Below are 16,262 nucleotides of genomic sequence, written 5' to 3' on the forward strand. Positions count from 1 at the left end.
GGCCGCCCCGCCGTCCGCGCCCTCACCCGGCGCGCAGCGGCTCGCTCGCGAACCCCCGCATCCCCGCCCGGAATCCGATCCGCGGCCGCCAGCCCAGTTCGGCCCGCAGCCGCGACGAGTCCGCCGTGATGTGCCGTACGTCGCCCAGCCGGTACTCCCCGGTCACCACGGGCGCCGGACCGCCGTGTGCCGCGGCCAGTTCGGCCGCCATCTCCCCGACGGTGTGCGGCTCGCCGCTGCCCGTGTTGTAGACGGTCAGCGCTCCGGGCGCCGAACCGGCCTCCAGGGCCAGCACATTGGCCGCGGCGACGTCCCGCACATGCACGAAGTCCCGCCGCTGGCGCCCGTCCTCGAAGACCCGCGGCGGCTCGCCCCGGGCGAGCGCCGACCGGAAGAAGGAGGCGACCCCCGCGTACGGGGTGTCGCGGGGCATCCGGGGCCCGTACACGTTGTGATAGCGCAGCGACACCGCCGCCCCGCCCGTCGCCCGCGCCCAGGCCCCCGCCAGATGCTCCTGGGCCAGCTTGGTCGCCGCGTAGACATTGCGCGGGTCCGTCGGCGCGTCCTCGCCGACCAGCCCCGGGGCGAGCTGCGCACCGCACACCGGGCAGCGCGGTTCGAAGCGCCCGGCGGCCAGATCGGCGACGGCCCGCGGGCCGGGCCGCACCACCCCGTGCAGCCGGCAGGCGTACCGGCCCTCGCCGTACACCACCATCGACCCGGCCAGTACGAGGCGCCGCACCCCGGCCTCGGCCATCGCGGCGAGCAGTACGGCCGTGCCGAGGTCGTTGCGGGAGACGTACCGCGGGGCGTCCGCGAAGCCGGTGCCGAGCCCCACCATGGCCGCCTGGTGGCAGACGGCGTCGATCCCGGCGAGGGCGCGGCCGACCGCGTCCCGGTCCCGTACGTCCGCGCCCGCCTCCCCGCGTACGTCGAACACCGACGGTTCGTGCCCGCGCTCCGCCAGCGCCTCGACCACATGGGACCCGATGAACCCGGCGCCGCCGGTGACCAGTACGCGCATGCGCCCACGCTAGGCCCGCAGCCCGCCCGCCCCACGGCCCCGCGCCCATCACGTCACACCTCCGTAAGCCCACCCCGGTCCTGTCACCGAACCCGTGCCGTCCACCGAGGGGCCCCACGGCGTCGACGGCCCCGGCGGGCCGGGCAGTTGCCGGGGTTCGGCAGGGCGGGGGCCGGGGGACTGCCGGGGCGCGGACTGGACCGCGGGTCCGCCGCCGACCACGCTGCACCCATGGTCTGCGTCAGCCACACCGTGGTCGTGGAGCCCGTCCCGCGAGCCTGGTTCGCCGACACCGTGGCCCTCCTCGAACGCCTGGCCGGGGACAGCCGGGCCGAGGGCGACCGGGTGGTGCTGCCGGACGGGCGGACCGTCCCGGACATCCGGCTGGCCGCGGGCCGCCACCTGCGACCCGGAGCGGTGTACGTCGCCCAGTACGCCGACGACGATGACGCCGCCGATACCGGCGCCGGGCCGAAGGGCGGCCCCGCCGCGGACACCACGGTCCGGGTCACTGTCCGGGAGTGGGACCCGCGGCGCGCGCTGCGGTTACGGCTCGCCCTGGCCGACACGGAGCTGAGCGGCGTCCTGGACGCCACCCTGACCAGCCCGCACCGCCCCCGCCTGCTGGAGGCGACGGGCAGTGTACGGACGGACGCGGCGCGGCCGGTGCTGTCCCAGGTGGCCGGGCGGGCCAGGGTCCGGTTCGACGACTGGTGGGACGCGGCGGACACCGGCCGCCTCCCGCGCCGGGCCCCGGCCCGGGCCCGGCTCGACCACCCCTTCGCCCGCGTCGAGGCACGCGCCGTCCCGAGGCCGGGCCGGCCGGACGGCCGCTGGGAGATCGACGTCATCGTGTCCGTGCGGGGCCGGCTGCTGCTGCGCCCGGTGGCCGCCGTGGCGCTGCGGGTGGCCCGGCGGCGCCTGCACCGTACGCTGGCCCGCACCCTGGACGAATGGGCCCGCCAATGGAACGCGCGCCTGCCGGAGTTGACGGCGATGGACCGGACCCGGCTCACCCGGACCCTGCTCGGCGACCCCTGAAGCACCCCGCCCGTCGCCGCACCCGGCCATTCCGCTCGCCGGGCGCGTCGGGGCCCTGCGGCCCGACGACCGCGCGAGCGTGCAGCGGGCGCGGGCCGAACCGCTCGGCGCGCTCGCCCGTCCCGGATCGCCGCGACCCGGGAACCGGGCCCTGGGCGAGCGGACCACACCGGGCAGGCGCGGCCCAAGCAGGTCCGGCGCGTATCCGGCGCCGCGACCGCGCGATCCGGCCCGGCCCCCGCTTCGGGCGGCGCGCGCCGCCGCGCGGCAGCCGACCGGCGCCTTCCCCAAGGGCCGCGCACCCGCCCGCCGCCGCGCCGTACGCCCGAGGCAGGCGGGCACGCCGCGGGTCCAAGGGCAACCTCGGGACTCCGGCTCGCCAGGGTCGGGCATCGGCCCACCCGGATCGGGCGCCGACCGTCGGCCGAGGCGTCGGCCGGGCTGCGGGCGCAGCCGTCCCTCCGAACAGCGGTCGGCGCCCGGCGCCTCGCGTGCTTGCCCGGTACCGCGTCGCGTCGGTGACGGGGTCTCGGCGGCTCATCGGCATCAAGGCACCGGAGAACGCTGCCGAGTTCCGGCAATGCGCGGGCGTGTGCCGGGCGGGCATCATGACGCCGGGGGAGCACTGAGGACGGCTCCGGTGCCGGGTACCGGCAGGTGCCCGGCACCGAGCCGGCAGCAGGCCCGGTGCCTCGCCCGAGTACGCCGTTTGGAGGTGCCGCAGACGGGGAGGGGGTCGGACGATGCGGACGCTCTGGGAGGCCGCCACCGGCCCGCTGTCCATCGTGGTCACCGCCGCCCTCGTCGTGGTCGCGTGCTTCTGGCTGCTGGTCGCCGTCGGCGCCGCCGCCGCGAACAGCTTCGACACCGACATCGACCTCGGCCGCTGGGGGATGGGTGGGGTACCGGTCGCGGTCGCGCTGACCCTGCTGACGGGGCTCGCCTGGCTCTTCGGTGTCGGCGCGCACGCGCTGCTGCTCGCCGCGGTGCTGTCCACGGGCGCGGTGCCCGGTGCGCTGCACGTGCTGGCGTCGGCCGCCTCGCTGCTCGTCGCCTGGCGGCTGACCTGCCTGTTCGTACGGCCGTTGCACCGCCTCTTCCCCGACGAACCCGGGCCCGCCCGCCCGGTGGCGGGCGACGGCGCCGGCTGAGGCAGCCGTACGGCCGGACCGCCGCACGGCCGGACCGCGCCCGGCCACACCGCGGCACCGCCCCGCGCGGCAGTCGCCCCCTCTGCTCGCCGGCCCGGAGTTTCCGCCGGCCGCCCCGGGCACCCCGCCCGCCGACACATGGGCCCGGTACGTCGCCGGGCCGAAGGAGGAGCAGCCGTGATCCCGTTCCTGGTCCCGCTCGCCGGCGCCGTGCTCATCGTGGCGTTCCGCACGGCCGTGCTGGTACGCCGCGACCGGCGGCAGGCCCGTGCCCTGCGTCCACCGCCCGACCGCGAGTGACCGGGGCACCGCGCTATGCTGGGGGCTTCGCTGCGGCCCCGGCCCAGCGCGGCGGTGGGGCCCGCCGTACCCGAACCGCGGCACCGGTGCCGCCAACGGTCCCTGCTTGCAACGGTGTGTGCCCCCATGCGCGGGCCCCGGCGAGTAGGAGACATGACGCATGACGGCCCCGGACTCCAGGACGGCGCAGCGGCTCCCGCGTACCGACCCCGCATCGTGCACCCCCGCCCGACGACGGCTCGCCACGGGGCAGGCGCCGGTCGTGGCGGTGGTGGCGCTCGGCGGTGGGATCGGCGCGGCGGCACGGTACGGCGCCGCCCTGCTGTGGCCCACCGCCCCGGACGCCTTTCCCTGGACCGTCCTGTGGGTCAACACGGCCGGCTGCGCGGTCATCGGCGCGTTCATGGTGATCATCAGCGAGGCGCGGTCGGTCCACCGGCTGGTGCGGCCCTTCTTCGGCACGGGAGTGCTCGGCGGCTTCACGACCTTCTCCACCTATGCCGTGGACATCCAGCGGCTGGTCGCGGAGGGACGCCCGCGCACCGCGCTGGCCTACCTGGCCGCGACCCTGGTGGCGGCGCTCACGGCGGTGTGGCTGGCGGCGACGGCGACCGGTCGGGCGCTGCGGGCGCGGCGAGGCGGGCGATGACGGCGACGACGAGACCATGACGGCGACGACCACAGCAACGGCAGCGACGGCGGAGACGACGGCGACGACGGCGGAACGATGACGGATCAGGGCATGAACTGGCTGCTGGTCGTGGCCGGCGCGATGGTCGGCGCGCCGCTGCGGTACCTCACCGACCGGGCCGTGCAGCGGCGGCACGACACCGGCTTCCCCTGGGGCACGTTCACCGTGAATGTGGCCGGCTCCGTGATCCTCGGCCTGCTGGCCGGTGCCGCGACGGCCGGTGCCGCCCCGGACCGGCTGCAACTGGCGCTGGGAACCGGGCTGTGCGGGGCGCTCACGACGTACTCGACGTTCTCCTACGAGACGCTGCGGCTCGCGCAGGACGGGGCGCGGTTCCTCGCCGCCGCCAACGCGGCGGCGAGCGTGGCGGCGGGCCTGGGCGCGGCGTTCACCGGTGCCGCCTGCGCCACCGCCCTGTGGGGCTGACGGCCGCCGGGACGGTCGGTCAAGGGCGGCGGCCCGGGTGCGGCGGAGACGGCGGGAGCGGGGTGCGCGGGGCCTCGCCGGGCCAGACCAGCAGGACCGGGCACGGGGCGTGGTCGACGACGAATCGGGCGGCCGGACCGAGGCTGCGCGGGCCGAGCCGTCCCGGGTCGCCGTCCCGGGCGCAGACCAGCAGAGCGGCGTCCCGTGCCGCGGCCACGACCTCCCGCTCCACGCGGCCTGCGCGCTCAAGGAACGTGCACGGGCGGCCCAGCCGTTCGGCGGCGGCCCGCAGCAGGTCCCGGCCCAAGGCCGCCGCCATCCGCTCCAGCCCGGTGCCCGGGTCGCGCTCGGGGTGCCCGCGGCCGAGCAGCCCGGCGAACGCGCCGTGCGCGGTCTCGGCGAGGGTGTCGTCGCGGACGTACAGCAGCGCGATCTCCTCGCCGGGCGCGGCCCGGTCGCGCGCCGCGTCGACGCAGGCGGGCCAGATGCCCTCGACGATCCAGACGATGACGCTCATCGGCGGCTCCGGCGGCGGTCCGTTGCGGTGGCGCGGTCAGGTCCCCACGAGGTGCAGCATCCCCCACAGGGCCAGGGTGGAGGCAAGCAGCGTGGCCGGAACGGTCACCACGCCGAGCCGGGTGAAGGAGCCGAGTTCGGCCCGGGCGTCGTGGGCGTGCAGGACGCGCCGCCACAGCAGGGTGGCGAGCGAGCCCACATAGGTCAGGTTGGGGCCGAGGTTGACGCCGATCAGCACCGCGAGGACCGGTCCCGCGCCGCCCGGCCGCACCAGGGGCAGCAGCGCCAGCACCGCGGGCAGATTGTTGATCACATTGGCGAGCAGCGCCGCCACGGCCGCGACGCCGAGCAGCGCGGGCAGCGAGGTGCCGCCGGGCAGCAGCCGGCCGAGCCCGGCGTCCAGTCCGTTGTCGACGACCGCCTTCACCACGATGCCCAGGGCGAGCACGAACAGACAGAACAACGGGGCCGCCGCGCCGGCCAGTTCGCGCGGCCCGGTCCGGCGCTGCCACAGCGCCCGCCCGCCGAGCACCAGCACCCCGGCGAGCGCCGCCCAGGCGGGCGCGAGCCCCGCGAACGACGTCACCACGAAGCCGCCCAGCGTCAGGGCCACCACGACCAGCGTGAACACCGGCACTCCCGGCCCGCTGTCCGGCGGCGGGCCGGGCGCCGGGGGCACGGCCAGGTCGGCGCGGAAGAAGCCGCGGAAGACGGCGTACTCGATCGCGACGGCGGCGAGCCAGGGAAGCGCCATCAGCGCCGCGAACCGGGTGAAGGACAGCCCGCTGGCCGCCAGCGCCAGCAGGTTCGTCAGATTCGACACCGGCAGCAGCAGGGAGGCGGAGTTGGCCAGGTGGGCGGTCGCGTACACATGCGGGCGGGCCCGCGCGCCGACCCGGGCGGCGGTCGCGAACACCACGGGCGTCAGCAGGACGACGGTCGCGTCCAGGCTGAGCACGGCCGTGACCGCGGCGGCGACCGCGAACACCCCGGTGAGCAGCCGTCGCGGGCTGCCGCCGCACCAGCGGGCGACGGCGGCCCCGGCCGCCTCGAACAGGCCCTCGTCCGCGCACAGTCGGGCGAGCATCAGGATCAGCGCGAGGAACACGACCACCGGCAGCAGGGCCCGCGTCTGCTGCCAGGCGTCCTCGGCGGACACGGCGCCCACCGCCACGGCGACCACGGCCGCCGGGACGGCCGCGGTGGCCTCCGGGAGCCCGCGCGGCCGTACGACGGCGAAGGCCAGCACGCTCAGCAGCAGGACCACCGAGACGGCCTCGGTGACGACGGTGTGGGTACTCAGGTGCGTTTCCTCCCGCGACGGGGCACCGGCGGGCCCGCCGGTGACCGGTTCCGCTCAAGGGTCGCACTCCGGGGCGGCGCCTTCGGTCAGGGCCCCGAGCGGGTTCCCGCCCGGCGGGCGGCGGCGCGCGCTACGGGCGGGGCCAGGGCCGGCCGCCGATGCGTTCGATGCCGGAGTTGAAGCGCTTGAGATAGTCGGCGAAGGCGGCGATGTCCTCGTCCGACCAGTCCGCCATGACCAGGTCCAGGCTGCGTACGATGCCCTCGCGCTCCTCGTCCAGCAGGCGCGCGCCCTGGTCGGTGATGCGGAACTTGCGGGCCATGCCGCCGGCCGGGTCGGGGATGCGGTCCACGAGGCTGGCGCGCATGGCCGCGGCGGTCTGCCGGTTGAGCGTGGAGGCGTCGAGTCCGAAGGCGTCGCTCAGCTCCCCGATCGACATCGGGCCCTGGACGCGGATGCGGCTGAGCAGGATGTACGCGCTGCGTTCCAGGACGCTGTCCTTGCGCCGGCCGCCCATCTGGTTCATGAACGTGTGGCGGCTGAGCAGCATCTGCTCGTACTCGACCTCGTGCGTCGGCCTGATCATGTGCCTGAGCCTCCTAACCCGTACGGCCGTCCCGCTGTATGTCCCCGCGCACGGCCGTTTCATCCTGGCACATGTACATGTATGGGCCACATTACATGCGCGATGCACATGACATGTAAGCTGCACGCACTTCGCGGCGCGGCTGCCGCAGGGCGCAACCGCGTCGACGGGGTGGGCCGCGGGTGGGGTCTCAGGGATGCGGTGATCGCGATCTAGGCAGGGAAGCGCGGTGGCATGTACCGCGGCGGCGCGTCGTCTCGCTGTCTTGCCGGTGGAGTATCGCCCGTGGGTCATGGCCTGACGCGCTGATCCGGCCAGGGCCGTGCCCCGAAGGGGCGCGGGGAACTGCGCGACCGGCCACGGCGGCGCGGTGGACGAAGGGTGGCGGGCCGAGTGTCCTCACCGAGTCGGCGCGCCGGGCGCCACGTGGGCGCCGGCCAGGGACGCGGCCGGTACGCGGTGACCGGGCCGGGCGGTCGTTGGCCGAGTGCCGGCGCCGGTCGCACGAGGGGTGGGCTCCGCCGACGCGCGCACGCGATCTCGCGCACCGCGCACCGCGCACCGCCACAGCCGTGGCGCGGCCCGCGCCGCGGCTGCCGAAGGACGCTTCGCTGCCCGATCGCGTCGACGCGCCCGAGTCGCTGGCCCGCACCGACGAAGGTGCGCGTCGGGGCGGACCTGGGGGATGGGGTGATCACGATCCTCGCCGCGGGGCGCACGTAGTCGCGCGAGGGGTGGGGCCGTCGTGGGCTGCGAGGCGGGTGTCGGGGACGGGGAGGGGGCCGGACCCGGGTGGGTCCGGCCCCCTGGGGTGGGGCCGTCAGGCGGCTGCGCCCACGTTGCCGTGCAGGCGCGCGACGACCTCGGTCAGCTGGGCGGCGACCTCGGCGTCGTCGGAGGGGTGGGTCTCGGCGAAGCGGGTCACCGAGCCGGGGATGGACAGCTTGATGTCCTCTATGACCTTGCCACCGGCGATGCCCACGGCCTTGCGGGCCTCGTCCTGGGCCCACACGCCGCCGTACTGACCGAACGCGGTACCGATCACGGCGACCGGCTTGCCGCCGAAGCCGCCGGCCCCGTACGGACGGGACAGCCAGTCGATGGCGTTCTTCAGCACGGCCGGGATGGTGCCGTTGTACTCGGGCGAGAAGAGCAGGAACGCGTCGGCGTCATGGGCCGTCTCGCGCAGCTTGGCGGCGGTGGCCGGGACGCTGCCCTCGACGTCGATGTCCTCGTTGTAGAAGGGGATGTCGGCCAGCCCCTCGAACACCGTGACCTCGGCGCCCTCGGGGGCGACCTGCACGGCGGCCTCGGCCAGCTGCCGGTTGGTGGAACCGGAGCGAAGGCTGCCGACGAGGGCGAGGATGCGAACAGACATGGGAACTCCAGGGGCTGAAACACTGACGTTACGAAGCGGACCGAGGTCCGTTTAATGTTGTAGCAGTCTAACCGGACCGCGGTCCAGTTTCATTCCGCGTGCTTTACGCTGTGTTCATGTCCAGCGCCCTGCCGCCTCTTACGCCGCCCTCGGAGCCGGTCGACATGCCGCTCCTCGAAGTCGGTTCGGTGGACGACGAGCCGTGCCTGCGCGCCGACGCCGCCCGCAACCGGGCCCGGCTGCTGGAGGCCGCGGCCCATCTGGTGCGGGAGCAGGGTGCCGCGAACCTCACCATGGAGGCGGTGGCCGTGGCGGCCTCGGTCGGCAAGGGCACCGTCTTCCGCCGCTTCGGCGACCGTACGGGCCTGCTGACGGCCCTGCTGGACCACTCGGAGAGGAAGTTCCAGGCCGCGTTCATGAGCGGCCCCCCGCCGCTGGGTCCCGGCGCGGGACCGGTGGAGCGGCTGGGCGCGTTCGGTGTCGCCCTGCTGCACCGCATGGGCGACGAACTGGAACTCCAACTGGCGGCCGAGCCCCAGCCGGAGCGCCGCTTCTCGTCGGCGCCGCGCCGCGTCCTGCACAGCCATGTGGTCATGCTGCTGCGCCAGGCCGTGCCCGCGGGGGACCACGAGCTGCTGGCGCAGACCCTCATGGGTTATCTCAGCCCCGTCCTGTTCCACCACCTCACCCGGCAGTGCGGCATGCCGCTGCAGCGGCTTGAGGCCGGCTGGCTGGACCTGGTCGCCCGGGTCACCCGTACATCGCCGCTGTTGAGCCACGCTCAGCCGTGCGCGGCGAACTCCTCCAGCAGCCCCTGCGGGCCGTCGCCGCGGAAGAGCGACGCGCCACCGCGCGCCGACGCCGCCACGGCCCGCCCGCTGCGCGGCAACAACCGCACCTCGTAGGCGGACAGGGCCGCCTCGTCGGCGAGCGCGATCTCGTGCCTGCCGCCCCGGAGCGGGTGCGCCGCCGTGACCTTCGTGCCCCAGTGGACGGTGCCCGGCGGCAGCGAGCCGAGCAGCAGGTCACGTACGTCACGCAGGTCACCGTGGTCGATCTCGTGCCGCCCGCCCGAGCCGTCGCCGAGGGCCCGCTGGAGGTCGTTGATGGACCGGGGGCGCCGCACTCCTGGGCGGGCGCCCGGGTCGCCGCCGAACTGGCCGCGTGTCGGCGTCGGTTGGGGCTGGGCGTGAGGATCGCGTACGACGGCGCGTACGCCATGCTGCTGCGGGCCCGCCACCGAGGGCACCGCCGTGATCGGCGCCGACGACCTCGTGCCGGACCGGCTGCCGCGCCCCCGGCTAATAGGCACCGTCCGCCGCCGGCTCAGCGGCGTCCGGCTCCGGCTCAGTGCCGTCCGCCCCCGGCTCAGTGCCGTCCGCCCCCGGCTCAGTGCCGTCCGGCCTCGGCTCAGCACCGTCCGGCCCCGGCTCAGCACCGTCCGCAGGGAGCCGCGTCGACCGGGCGGGACCTCGCCGGCCTGATCGGCAGCGCCGTATGCGACCCCCGCCGCGCGCCGACCGGTGGACTCGCCCGCCCGGAGCGACCGCGTCGTACGCGGCCCCGGCCGCGCGTCGCGGAGCCTCTGTGGTGCGGCGCGTCGGCCGGGGCGGTGCGTTTCAGGGGCGGTTCGGGGTCATTCGCCCTGGGCGTTCGACGCCTGCGCGTCGATGCTCTTGCGGACCTCGTCCATGTCCAGCCTGCGGGCCTGCCCGATGACGTCCGTCAGAGCGGCCTCCGGCAGCGCGCCCGGCTGGGCGAACACGGCGACCTGATCGCGGACGATCATCAGCGTCGGGATCGACTGGATGCCGAAGGCCGCGGCCAGCTCCGGCTGTGCCTCGGTGTCCACCTTGCCGAACACCAGGTCCGGGTTCTCCTCGGCCGCCTTCTCGTACACGGGTGCGAACTGACGGCACGGGCCGCACCAGGACGCCCAGAAGTCGATCAGGACGAACCCGTTCTCCGTGACCGTCTGGTCGAAGTTCTCCTTGGTGAGCTCCACGGTGCTGCTCATGCGTGATTCCCTCTTCCTGTGTGGGGTCGAGCCGTCTGCGCAACACGGCCACCCGCGTACGTATTCCGGCCGCGTACCCGTGTGGTCATCGGGCACACCCCGTGTGGCCGCCCGGTACACCACCCACCAGACTTGTCCCCATGACGGAAACGGAATCCATCGCTTATGACGTCGTGGTGCTCGGGGCCGGGCCCGTGGGGGAGAACGTGGCCGACCGCACCAGAGCGGCCGGCCTGTCCACCGCGATCGTGGAGAGCGAACTGGTCGGCGGCGAGTGCTCCTACTGGGCGTGCATGCCCAGCAAGGCCCTGCTGCGCCCGGTCATCGCCCGCGCCGACGCCCGCCGCCTGCCGGGCCTGAGCCAGGCCGTGCAGGGCCCCCTCGACGCGCCCGCGGTCCTCGCCCGCCGCGACGCGTACACCTCGCACTGGAAGGACGACGGCCAGGTCCGGTGGGTCGACGGCATCGGCGCCGACCTGTACCGCGGCCACGGGCGGCTGGCCGGACCGCGCACGGTCACCGTGACCGGCGCCGACGGCGTCGTACGGACCCTGACCGCCCGGCACGCCGTCGCCGTCTGCACCGGCACCCGCGCCCTGCTGCCCGACCTGCCCGGACTCGCCGACGTGACACCGTGGACCAGCCGGGAGGCGACCAGCGCGCGGTCCGTGCCCGGCCGCCTGATCGTGGTGGGCGGTGGCGTGGTCGCCACCGAGATGGCCACCGTCTGGCAGGCCCTCGGCTCCCAGGTCACCGTCCTGGTCCGCGGCAAGGGCCTGCTGCCCCGTATGGAACCCTTCGCCGGCGAACTGGTGGCCGAGGCGCTGGCGGACGCCGGCGCCGACATCCGTACCGGCACCTCCGTCGAGTCGGTGACCCGCGAGAACGGCACCGTCGTCGCGGTCACCGCGGCCGGCGACCGTGTCGAGGGCGACGAAATCCTCTTCGCCACCGGCCGTGTCCCGCACACCGACGACATCGGGCTGGACACCGTCGGACTCGAACCCGGGTCATGGCTGCCGGTGGACGACAGCCTCCGGGTCACCGGAACCGACTGGCTGTACGCGGTCGGCGACGTCAACCACCGCGCGCTGCTGACCCACCAGGGCAAGTACCAGGCTCGGATCGCGGGCACCGCCATCGCCGCCCGGGCCGCGGGCGACCCCGCCCGGGCCGAGCCCTGGGGCCCGCACAGCGCCACCGCCGACCACCACGCCGTACCCCAGGTCGTCTTCACCGACCCCGAGGCGGCCGCCGTCGGGCTCTCCCTGGCGGAGGCGGAACAGGTCGGCCACCGGGTGCGGGCCGTCGACGTCGAGTTCTCCTCGGTGGCCGGCGCCGGCCTGTACGGCGACGGCTACAAGGGCCGCGCCCGCATGGTCGTCGACCTGGAGGACGAGATCCTGCGCGGGGTCACCTTCGTCGGCCCCGGCGTCGGCGAGCTGATCCACTCGGCGACCGTCGCCGTCGCCGGACAGGTCCCGGTCAGCCGCCTGTGGCACGCCGTCCCGTCGTACCCGACGATCAGCGAGGTGTGGCTGCGCCTGCTGGAGGAGTACCGGGGCTGACCGCGCGGGCCGCGCCGCCTCAGGGCAGTTCGAAGCCCAGGGCCGCGGCGGCGGCCTCGGGCGTCGGCTGCGTCCACCGCCGCGTCATCGCCGTGTGCGAGGACAGGGAGCGCAGTTCGGCACGGTCGAGGTAGAGGGTGCCGTCGAGGTGGTCCGTCTCGTGCTGCACGATCCGGGCCGGCCACCCGGTGACCACCTCGTCCAGGGCTCGGCCCCGCTCGTCCTCGCCGCGCAGCCGCACCTCGGCGTGCCGGGCCACCACCGCCTGCCACCCCGGCACGCTCAGACAGCCCTCGAAGAAGGCGGCCCGGCTGCCGCCCACCGGCGTGTACGAGGGGTTCACCAGCACCCGGAAGGGCTGCGGCACCCGCCCGCGGGCCAGCCGCACCTCGTCCGGCACCGCCGCCGGGTCCTCGACGACCGCGATCCGCAGCCCCACGCCGACCTGCGGCGCGGCGAGCCCGACGCCCGGAGCCTCGCGCATGGTGCGGCGCAGTGCCTCGACGAACCGGGCCAGCAGCGCCGGCTCCAACTGCCCGTCGTACGGTTCGGCCGGGCGGCGCAGCACCGGTTCGCCCGCCGCCACGATGGGCAACGGACCGTCGACGGCGAGGAGTTGTTCGACCCGCTCGGCGAGGGGTGCTCGATCAGTGGGAGCTGCCATCGCGCCAGCATGCCACGGCGGTTCCCCCGGTACACGGTGGCTGCGCACCCTTGTGTGGCGTACGTCACTTCGAGACGCGGGAACTTGTCCGCCCGGCGCCCCGACCACTGGACCGTCACCCCTGACGATCGAGCCCCGGAGAAGCCGCCGATGCCCACCGCTCCCCCGACCACCACGGACGAGGCCGCACGGCCCCACGCCCCGTCGCCCTCCCCGAGCCGCTGGGCCCCGCTGCGCCCCCTGGTGCTGCGCCTGCACTTCTACGCCGGTGTGCTCGTCGCCCCGTTCCTGCTGGTCGCCGCCGTGACCGGATTCCTGTACGCCTGCTCCTACCAGGTGGAGAAGCTGGTCTACTCCCATGAACTGACGGTCCCGGTCGGCCCGACCGAACTGACCCTCTCGGAGCAGGTGGCCGCGGCCCGCAAGGCCCACCCCGAGGGCACCGTCGCCGCCGTGCGCCCCGCCCCGGGGCCGGAGGCCACCACCCGGGTGCTGCTCAGCGGCGTCCCGGGCGTCGACCCCGACCACACCTTCGCCGTCTTCGTCGACCCGTATACGGGCACCGTGCGCGGCGCGCTTGAGCAGTACGGCGCGAGCGGCGCGCTGCCGCTGCGCACCTGGATCGACGAACTCCACCGCGATCTGCACCTCGGCGACCCGGGCCGGCTCTACAGCGAACTCGCCGCGAGCTGGCTGTGGGTGATAGCGGGCGGCGGGCTCGTGCTGTGGTTCTCCCGGCGGCGCGCCCTGCGCAGGCTGCGGGGGACCAGCGGGCGACGCCGCACCCTCGGCCTGCACGGCGGCGTGGGTGCCTGGGCCGCGGCCGGTTTCCTCTTTCTGTCGGCGACCGGCCTGACCTGGTCGACGTATGCCGGCGCGAACATCGAGGACCTGCGCGCCTCGCTCGGCCAGGCCACCCCGTCGGTGTCGGCGGCGGTCTCCGGCGGCGAACACGCGGGCCACGGCGCCGCGGCCGGCACCGGCGGGGACGCCGCGCACGGCGTCGGCCTGGACACCGTGCTCGCGGCGGCCCGGGCACGGGGGCTGGGCGATCCGGTGGAGATCGTCCCGCCCGCCGACGCGACATCGGCGTACGTCGTCCGGCAGATCCAGCGCAGCTGGCCGGAGAAGCAGGACTCGGTCGCCGTCGACCCGGCCACCGGCCGGGTCACCGACGTCCTGCGGTTCGACGACTACCCGGTGCTCGCCAAGCTCAGCCGCTGGGGCATCGACCTGCACAGCGGCAGCCTGTTCGGGATCGTCAACCAGATCGGTCTTGCGCTGCTCGCGCTGGCCCTGGTGCTGCTCATCCTGTGGGGCTACCGCATGTGGTGGCAGCGTGGCCGCGGCACCGCCTTCGGCCGACCCCTGCCACGCGGCGCCTGGGCGCAGGTACCCCCGTACATCCTGGTCCCCGCGCTGGCGGCGACAGCCGTCCTCGGCTACTTCGTCCCCCTGCTCGGCATCCCGCTGGCCGCGTTCCTCATCGTGGACATGGCGCTCGGCGAAACGGCCCACCGCCGCGCACACCGCGCCCACGGCGGTGCGGCCGACACGAAGTGACGCGCTCCACCCAAGCCGGACGGCCCCGGGCCGCGCCGCCGGGTGCGGGCCGGTGACCGTCGTGTCCGTCCCGCTCTGCGAGACGGACTCTCCGGCGACCGCGATCCGGAGTCGGCCTCGGCTCGCCGGTGGTCTCGCCGCCCGGCGGCACCGCCCTCTGCTCGCCGTGCACTCGACGGCACGGGGCGGGCCCGTTCCCGCGGTCGCTGCGCACCACCGCCGTCTGCGCGGCCCGGCGGCGGGGGATTCACGGCCGAGCCGGCCTGGCGGCGACGCTCGCTAAGCAGGTCAAGTGAATCCCGCTGCGGTTCGACAGCGCCCCGAAGGGGCGCGGGGAACTGCGCGACCAGCCACGACGGTGCCGCAGACGACCGACGGCATAGCGCGGCTTTTCCAGCGGAGCGCTCAGCCCGGCCGCGACGGCACCCGTGCATCGGCGTACTCGCCGCCCTGCCGCCCCGGCGGGCACCTCGGTGGGCCTCGCCGCGGCATACCCCGCGGGGGTCCCGGCGAACTCCGCGGTCGCCCTGTTCCTGGCCGTGCGCGCGGTGATCCCCGCGCGAGCCGTCCGCGGCGTGCGTCGGTGTGGCGAGGGCCCGGCTCCTTCGGGAGCCGGGCCCTCGGCGCGGGGTGCTCAGGCGTCCGCGAAGTCGCCCGCGAGCGCCGAGGCGATCCGCAGGTGTGTCTCCGCCTCGTCGTGCCGTGCCTGCCGCTGGAGCGTGCGGCCCAGCATCAGCCGGGCGTAGTGCTCCACCGGGTCACGCTCCACGATCGCCCGCAACTCGGCCTCCGCACGGCTCAGTTGGGCCGAGTGGTAGTAGGCACGGGCCAGCAGCAGCCGGGGACCGGTCTGCTCCGGCACCTCCTCGACCAGCCCGGCCAGCACGCGCGCCGCGCCCGCGTAGTCCTGGGCGTCGAAGAACTGCCGCCCGCGCTCCCAGCGCTCGGCCGTGGTTCCGTGGTCGTAGTACGTCGTCTCCACTCGTGACCTCCTTCGACGCCCACAACCGAACCCAGTGGTTGAAAATTCCACCATCAGGTCCGGGCGCTACCTGGTCCGGCCGCGCCGCCTGAGCGGGGTCGACGGCAGCTCGGGCGCGGCGAGCGGGGCACCGTCGTACCCCTTCACCTCACCGAAGCGGGACCCCGTCAGCCACTGGGCGCGGGCCTGTTCGATCTCCTCCTGGGTGCGGGCGACGAAGTTCCACCACATGATCAGCTCCTCCTCGAACGGCTCGCCGCCGAGCAGCATCAGCCCCGCGTCCGACTCGGCGCGCAGCGGCAGTTCGCTCCGGCCGCAGCCGAGGTAGAGCATCGAACCCGGCAGCACGGGCACGCCGTCGACGTGTACCTCACCGGACATCGCCAGGACCCCGTACTCGAAGTCGGGCTCCAGCGGGAGGCGGACATCGCTGCCGCGGGCCAGCGCCAGATCGGCGCCCACGATCGGTGTGTACGCCGTACCGGGCGACGCGGTGCCGTCGAGGTCACCGAGGATCACGGTCGCCGTCAGGCCCGGCGCGCTGACCGTGGGCAGTTCGGGGTGGTACTCGAACCGCGGGTCGGTGTGGCGGTGCGCGTCCGGCAGCGCGACCCACAGCTGCGCGCCGTGCAGAAGGCGTGCGTGCGGGCGCGGGCTCTCCTCGGAGTGGCTGATCGCCCGGCCCGAGGTCATCAGGCCAAGCTGCCTCGGCCGGATGGTCTGGACACTGCCGGTCGAGTCACGGTGCAGCACCTCGCCCTCGTGCAGCCAGCTGACCGTCTGCAGTCCCATGTGCGGGTGCGGCGGGACCTGCATGCCCGGCTCGTCGGCGATGTCGTCGGGCCCGTAGTGGTCGACGAAGGCCCAGGCGCCGATCATGCGCCGGCCGAGGTTCGGCAGCAGCCGGCGCACCTCGGTCGACTCGCCGAGCCGCACCTCGCGGGGGCTCAGCAGCTCGCGGACGGGCTCGGCGACGACGAATCCGCGGCCGCCGCAGACACTGGGTACGGGCGCGCGGTCAAGGTTGCTCATGGCGCCCAACCTAGCGCCGG

At 75.2% G+C, this 16,262-nt stretch carries 17 protein-coding genes and 1 pseudogene; 8 read left to right on the forward strand and 10 right to left on the reverse strand.

The window, feature by feature from the left end:
- Positions 1 to 22 precede the first annotated feature (22 nt).
- Complete coding sequence (locus AC27LF_RS01725) at positions 23 to 1,024, reverse strand: NAD-dependent epimerase/dehydratase family protein (RefSeq protein WP_479660240.1); 1,002 nt, start codon at positions 1,022 to 1,024, stop codon at positions 23 to 25.
- 231 nt (positions 1,025 to 1,255) lie between these two features.
- Between AC27LF_RS01725 and AC27LF_RS01730 the strand changes: the two genes are divergently transcribed.
- The 5 genes from AC27LF_RS01730 to crcB (AC27LF_RS01750) all read left to right on the forward strand — a co-directional run bounded on the left by AC27LF_RS01730 (position 1,256) and on the right by crcB (AC27LF_RS01750) (position 4,633).
- Positions 1,256 to 2,065, forward strand: coding sequence for a hypothetical protein (locus tag AC27LF_RS01730; protein WP_479660241.1), 810 nt, complete (start codon positions 1,256 to 1,258; stop codon positions 2,063 to 2,065).
- A gap of 743 nt (positions 2,066 to 2,808) precedes the next feature.
- Positions 2,809 to 3,216 (forward strand): hypothetical protein, encoded by a 408-nt coding sequence (locus AC27LF_RS01735; protein ID WP_479660242.1) that lies wholly within the window; start codon positions 2,809 to 2,811, stop codon positions 3,214 to 3,216.
- Between the two features lie 177 nt (positions 3,217 to 3,393).
- Positions 3,394 to 3,516, forward strand: coding sequence for a hypothetical protein (locus AC27LF_RS01740; protein WP_479660243.1), 123 nt, complete (start codon positions 3,394 to 3,396; stop codon positions 3,514 to 3,516).
- A gap of 160 nt (positions 3,517 to 3,676) precedes the next feature.
- Positions 3,677 to 4,165 carry a fluoride efflux transporter CrcB gene (gene crcB / locus AC27LF_RS01745; protein ID WP_479660244.1) on the forward strand — a complete coding sequence of 163 codons (489 nt, stop codon included), beginning with the start codon at positions 3,677 to 3,679 and terminating at the stop codon, positions 4,163 to 4,165.
- 93 nt (positions 4,166 to 4,258) lie between these two features.
- A complete protein-coding gene (gene crcB, locus AC27LF_RS01750) occupies positions 4,259 to 4,633 on the forward strand; it encodes a fluoride efflux transporter CrcB (protein ID WP_479660282.1) in 375 nt (124 codons plus the stop codon).
- Between the two features lie 19 nt (positions 4,634 to 4,652).
- On the opposite strand, the gene AC27LF_RS01755 is transcribed toward crcB (AC27LF_RS01750), so the two are convergent.
- From AC27LF_RS01755 to AC27LF_RS01770, 4 genes are all read right to left on the reverse strand, one after another.
- Positions 4,653 to 5,150 (reverse strand): universal stress protein, encoded by a 498-nt coding sequence (locus AC27LF_RS01755; RefSeq protein WP_479660245.1) that lies wholly within the window; start codon positions 5,148 to 5,150, stop codon positions 4,653 to 4,655.
- Positions 5,151 to 5,186: 36 nt separating this feature from the next.
- Positions 5,187 to 6,416: an SLC13 family permease gene (locus AC27LF_RS01760; RefSeq protein ID WP_479660246.1), complete on the reverse strand. Its 1,230-nt coding sequence runs from the start codon at positions 6,414 to 6,416 to the stop codon at positions 5,187 to 5,189.
- A 166-nt stretch (positions 6,417 to 6,582) separates the two neighbouring features.
- Positions 6,583 to 7,038 (reverse strand): MarR family winged helix-turn-helix transcriptional regulator, encoded by a 456-nt coding sequence (locus tag AC27LF_RS01765; protein ID WP_479660247.1) that lies wholly within the window; start codon positions 7,036 to 7,038, stop codon positions 6,583 to 6,585.
- A gap of 820 nt (positions 7,039 to 7,858) precedes the next feature.
- Positions 7,859 to 8,416, reverse strand: coding sequence for an NADPH-dependent FMN reductase (locus tag AC27LF_RS01770; RefSeq protein WP_479660248.1), 558 nt, complete (start codon positions 8,414 to 8,416; stop codon positions 7,859 to 7,861).
- Between the two features lie 98 nt (positions 8,417 to 8,514).
- On the opposite strand from AC27LF_RS01770, the pseudogene AC27LF_RS01775 reads away from it, so the two are divergent.
- Positions 8,515 to 9,183, forward strand: a pseudogene (locus tag AC27LF_RS01775) (TetR/AcrR family transcriptional regulator); the annotation flags it as partial.
- Positions 9,184 to 9,197: 14 nt separating this feature from the next.
- On the opposite strand, the gene AC27LF_RS01780 reads toward AC27LF_RS01775, so the two are convergent.
- Entirely contained in the window at positions 9,198 to 9,656 is a 459-nt protein-coding gene (locus tag AC27LF_RS01780; protein WP_479660249.1) for a hypothetical protein, read from the reverse strand.
- A gap of 396 nt (positions 9,657 to 10,052) precedes the next feature.
- Positions 10,053 to 10,556 carry a thioredoxin gene (gene trxA, locus AC27LF_RS01785; RefSeq protein ID WP_479660250.1) on the reverse strand — a complete coding sequence of 168 codons (504 nt, stop codon included), beginning with the start codon at positions 10,554 to 10,556 and terminating at the stop codon, positions 10,053 to 10,055.
- Positions 10,557 to 10,573: 17 nt separating this feature from the next.
- On the opposite strand from trxA, the gene AC27LF_RS01790 reads away from it, so the two are divergent.
- On the forward strand, positions 10,574 to 12,001 hold the full coding sequence (locus tag AC27LF_RS01790; protein WP_479660251.1) for a dihydrolipoyl dehydrogenase family protein: 1,428 nt from the start codon (positions 10,574 to 10,576) through the stop codon (positions 11,999 to 12,001).
- Between the two features lie 19 nt (positions 12,002 to 12,020).
- Here AC27LF_RS01790 and AC27LF_RS01795 read toward each other — a convergent pair whose 3' ends face one another.
- Complete coding sequence (locus tag AC27LF_RS01795; RefSeq protein ID WP_479660252.1) at positions 12,021 to 12,665, reverse strand: peptide deformylase; 645 nt, start codon at positions 12,663 to 12,665, stop codon at positions 12,021 to 12,023.
- 150 nt (positions 12,666 to 12,815) lie between these two features.
- Here AC27LF_RS01795 and AC27LF_RS01800 point away from each other — a divergent pair, with 150 nt between their 5' ends.
- Positions 12,816 to 14,228: a PepSY-associated TM helix domain-containing protein gene (locus tag AC27LF_RS01800; protein WP_479660253.1), complete on the forward strand. Its 1,413-nt coding sequence runs from the start codon at positions 12,816 to 12,818 to the stop codon at positions 14,226 to 14,228.
- Between the two features lie 634 nt (positions 14,229 to 14,862).
- Here the strand turns inward: AC27LF_RS01800 and AC27LF_RS01805 are convergent.
- Both AC27LF_RS01805 and AC27LF_RS01810 read right to left on the reverse strand, forming a co-directional pair.
- Positions 14,863 to 15,210 carry a tetratricopeptide repeat protein gene (locus AC27LF_RS01805; protein WP_479660254.1) on the reverse strand — a complete coding sequence of 116 codons (348 nt, stop codon included), beginning with the start codon at positions 15,208 to 15,210 and terminating at the stop codon, positions 14,863 to 14,865.
- 66 nt (positions 15,211 to 15,276) lie between these two features.
- On the reverse strand, positions 15,277 to 16,242 hold the full coding sequence (locus AC27LF_RS01810) for a pirin family protein (RefSeq protein ID WP_479660255.1): 966 nt from the start codon (positions 16,240 to 16,242) through the stop codon (positions 15,277 to 15,279).
- Between the last annotated feature and the right edge of the window lie 20 nt (positions 16,243 to 16,262).

The organism is Streptomyces diversicolor (assembly GCF_057537855.1).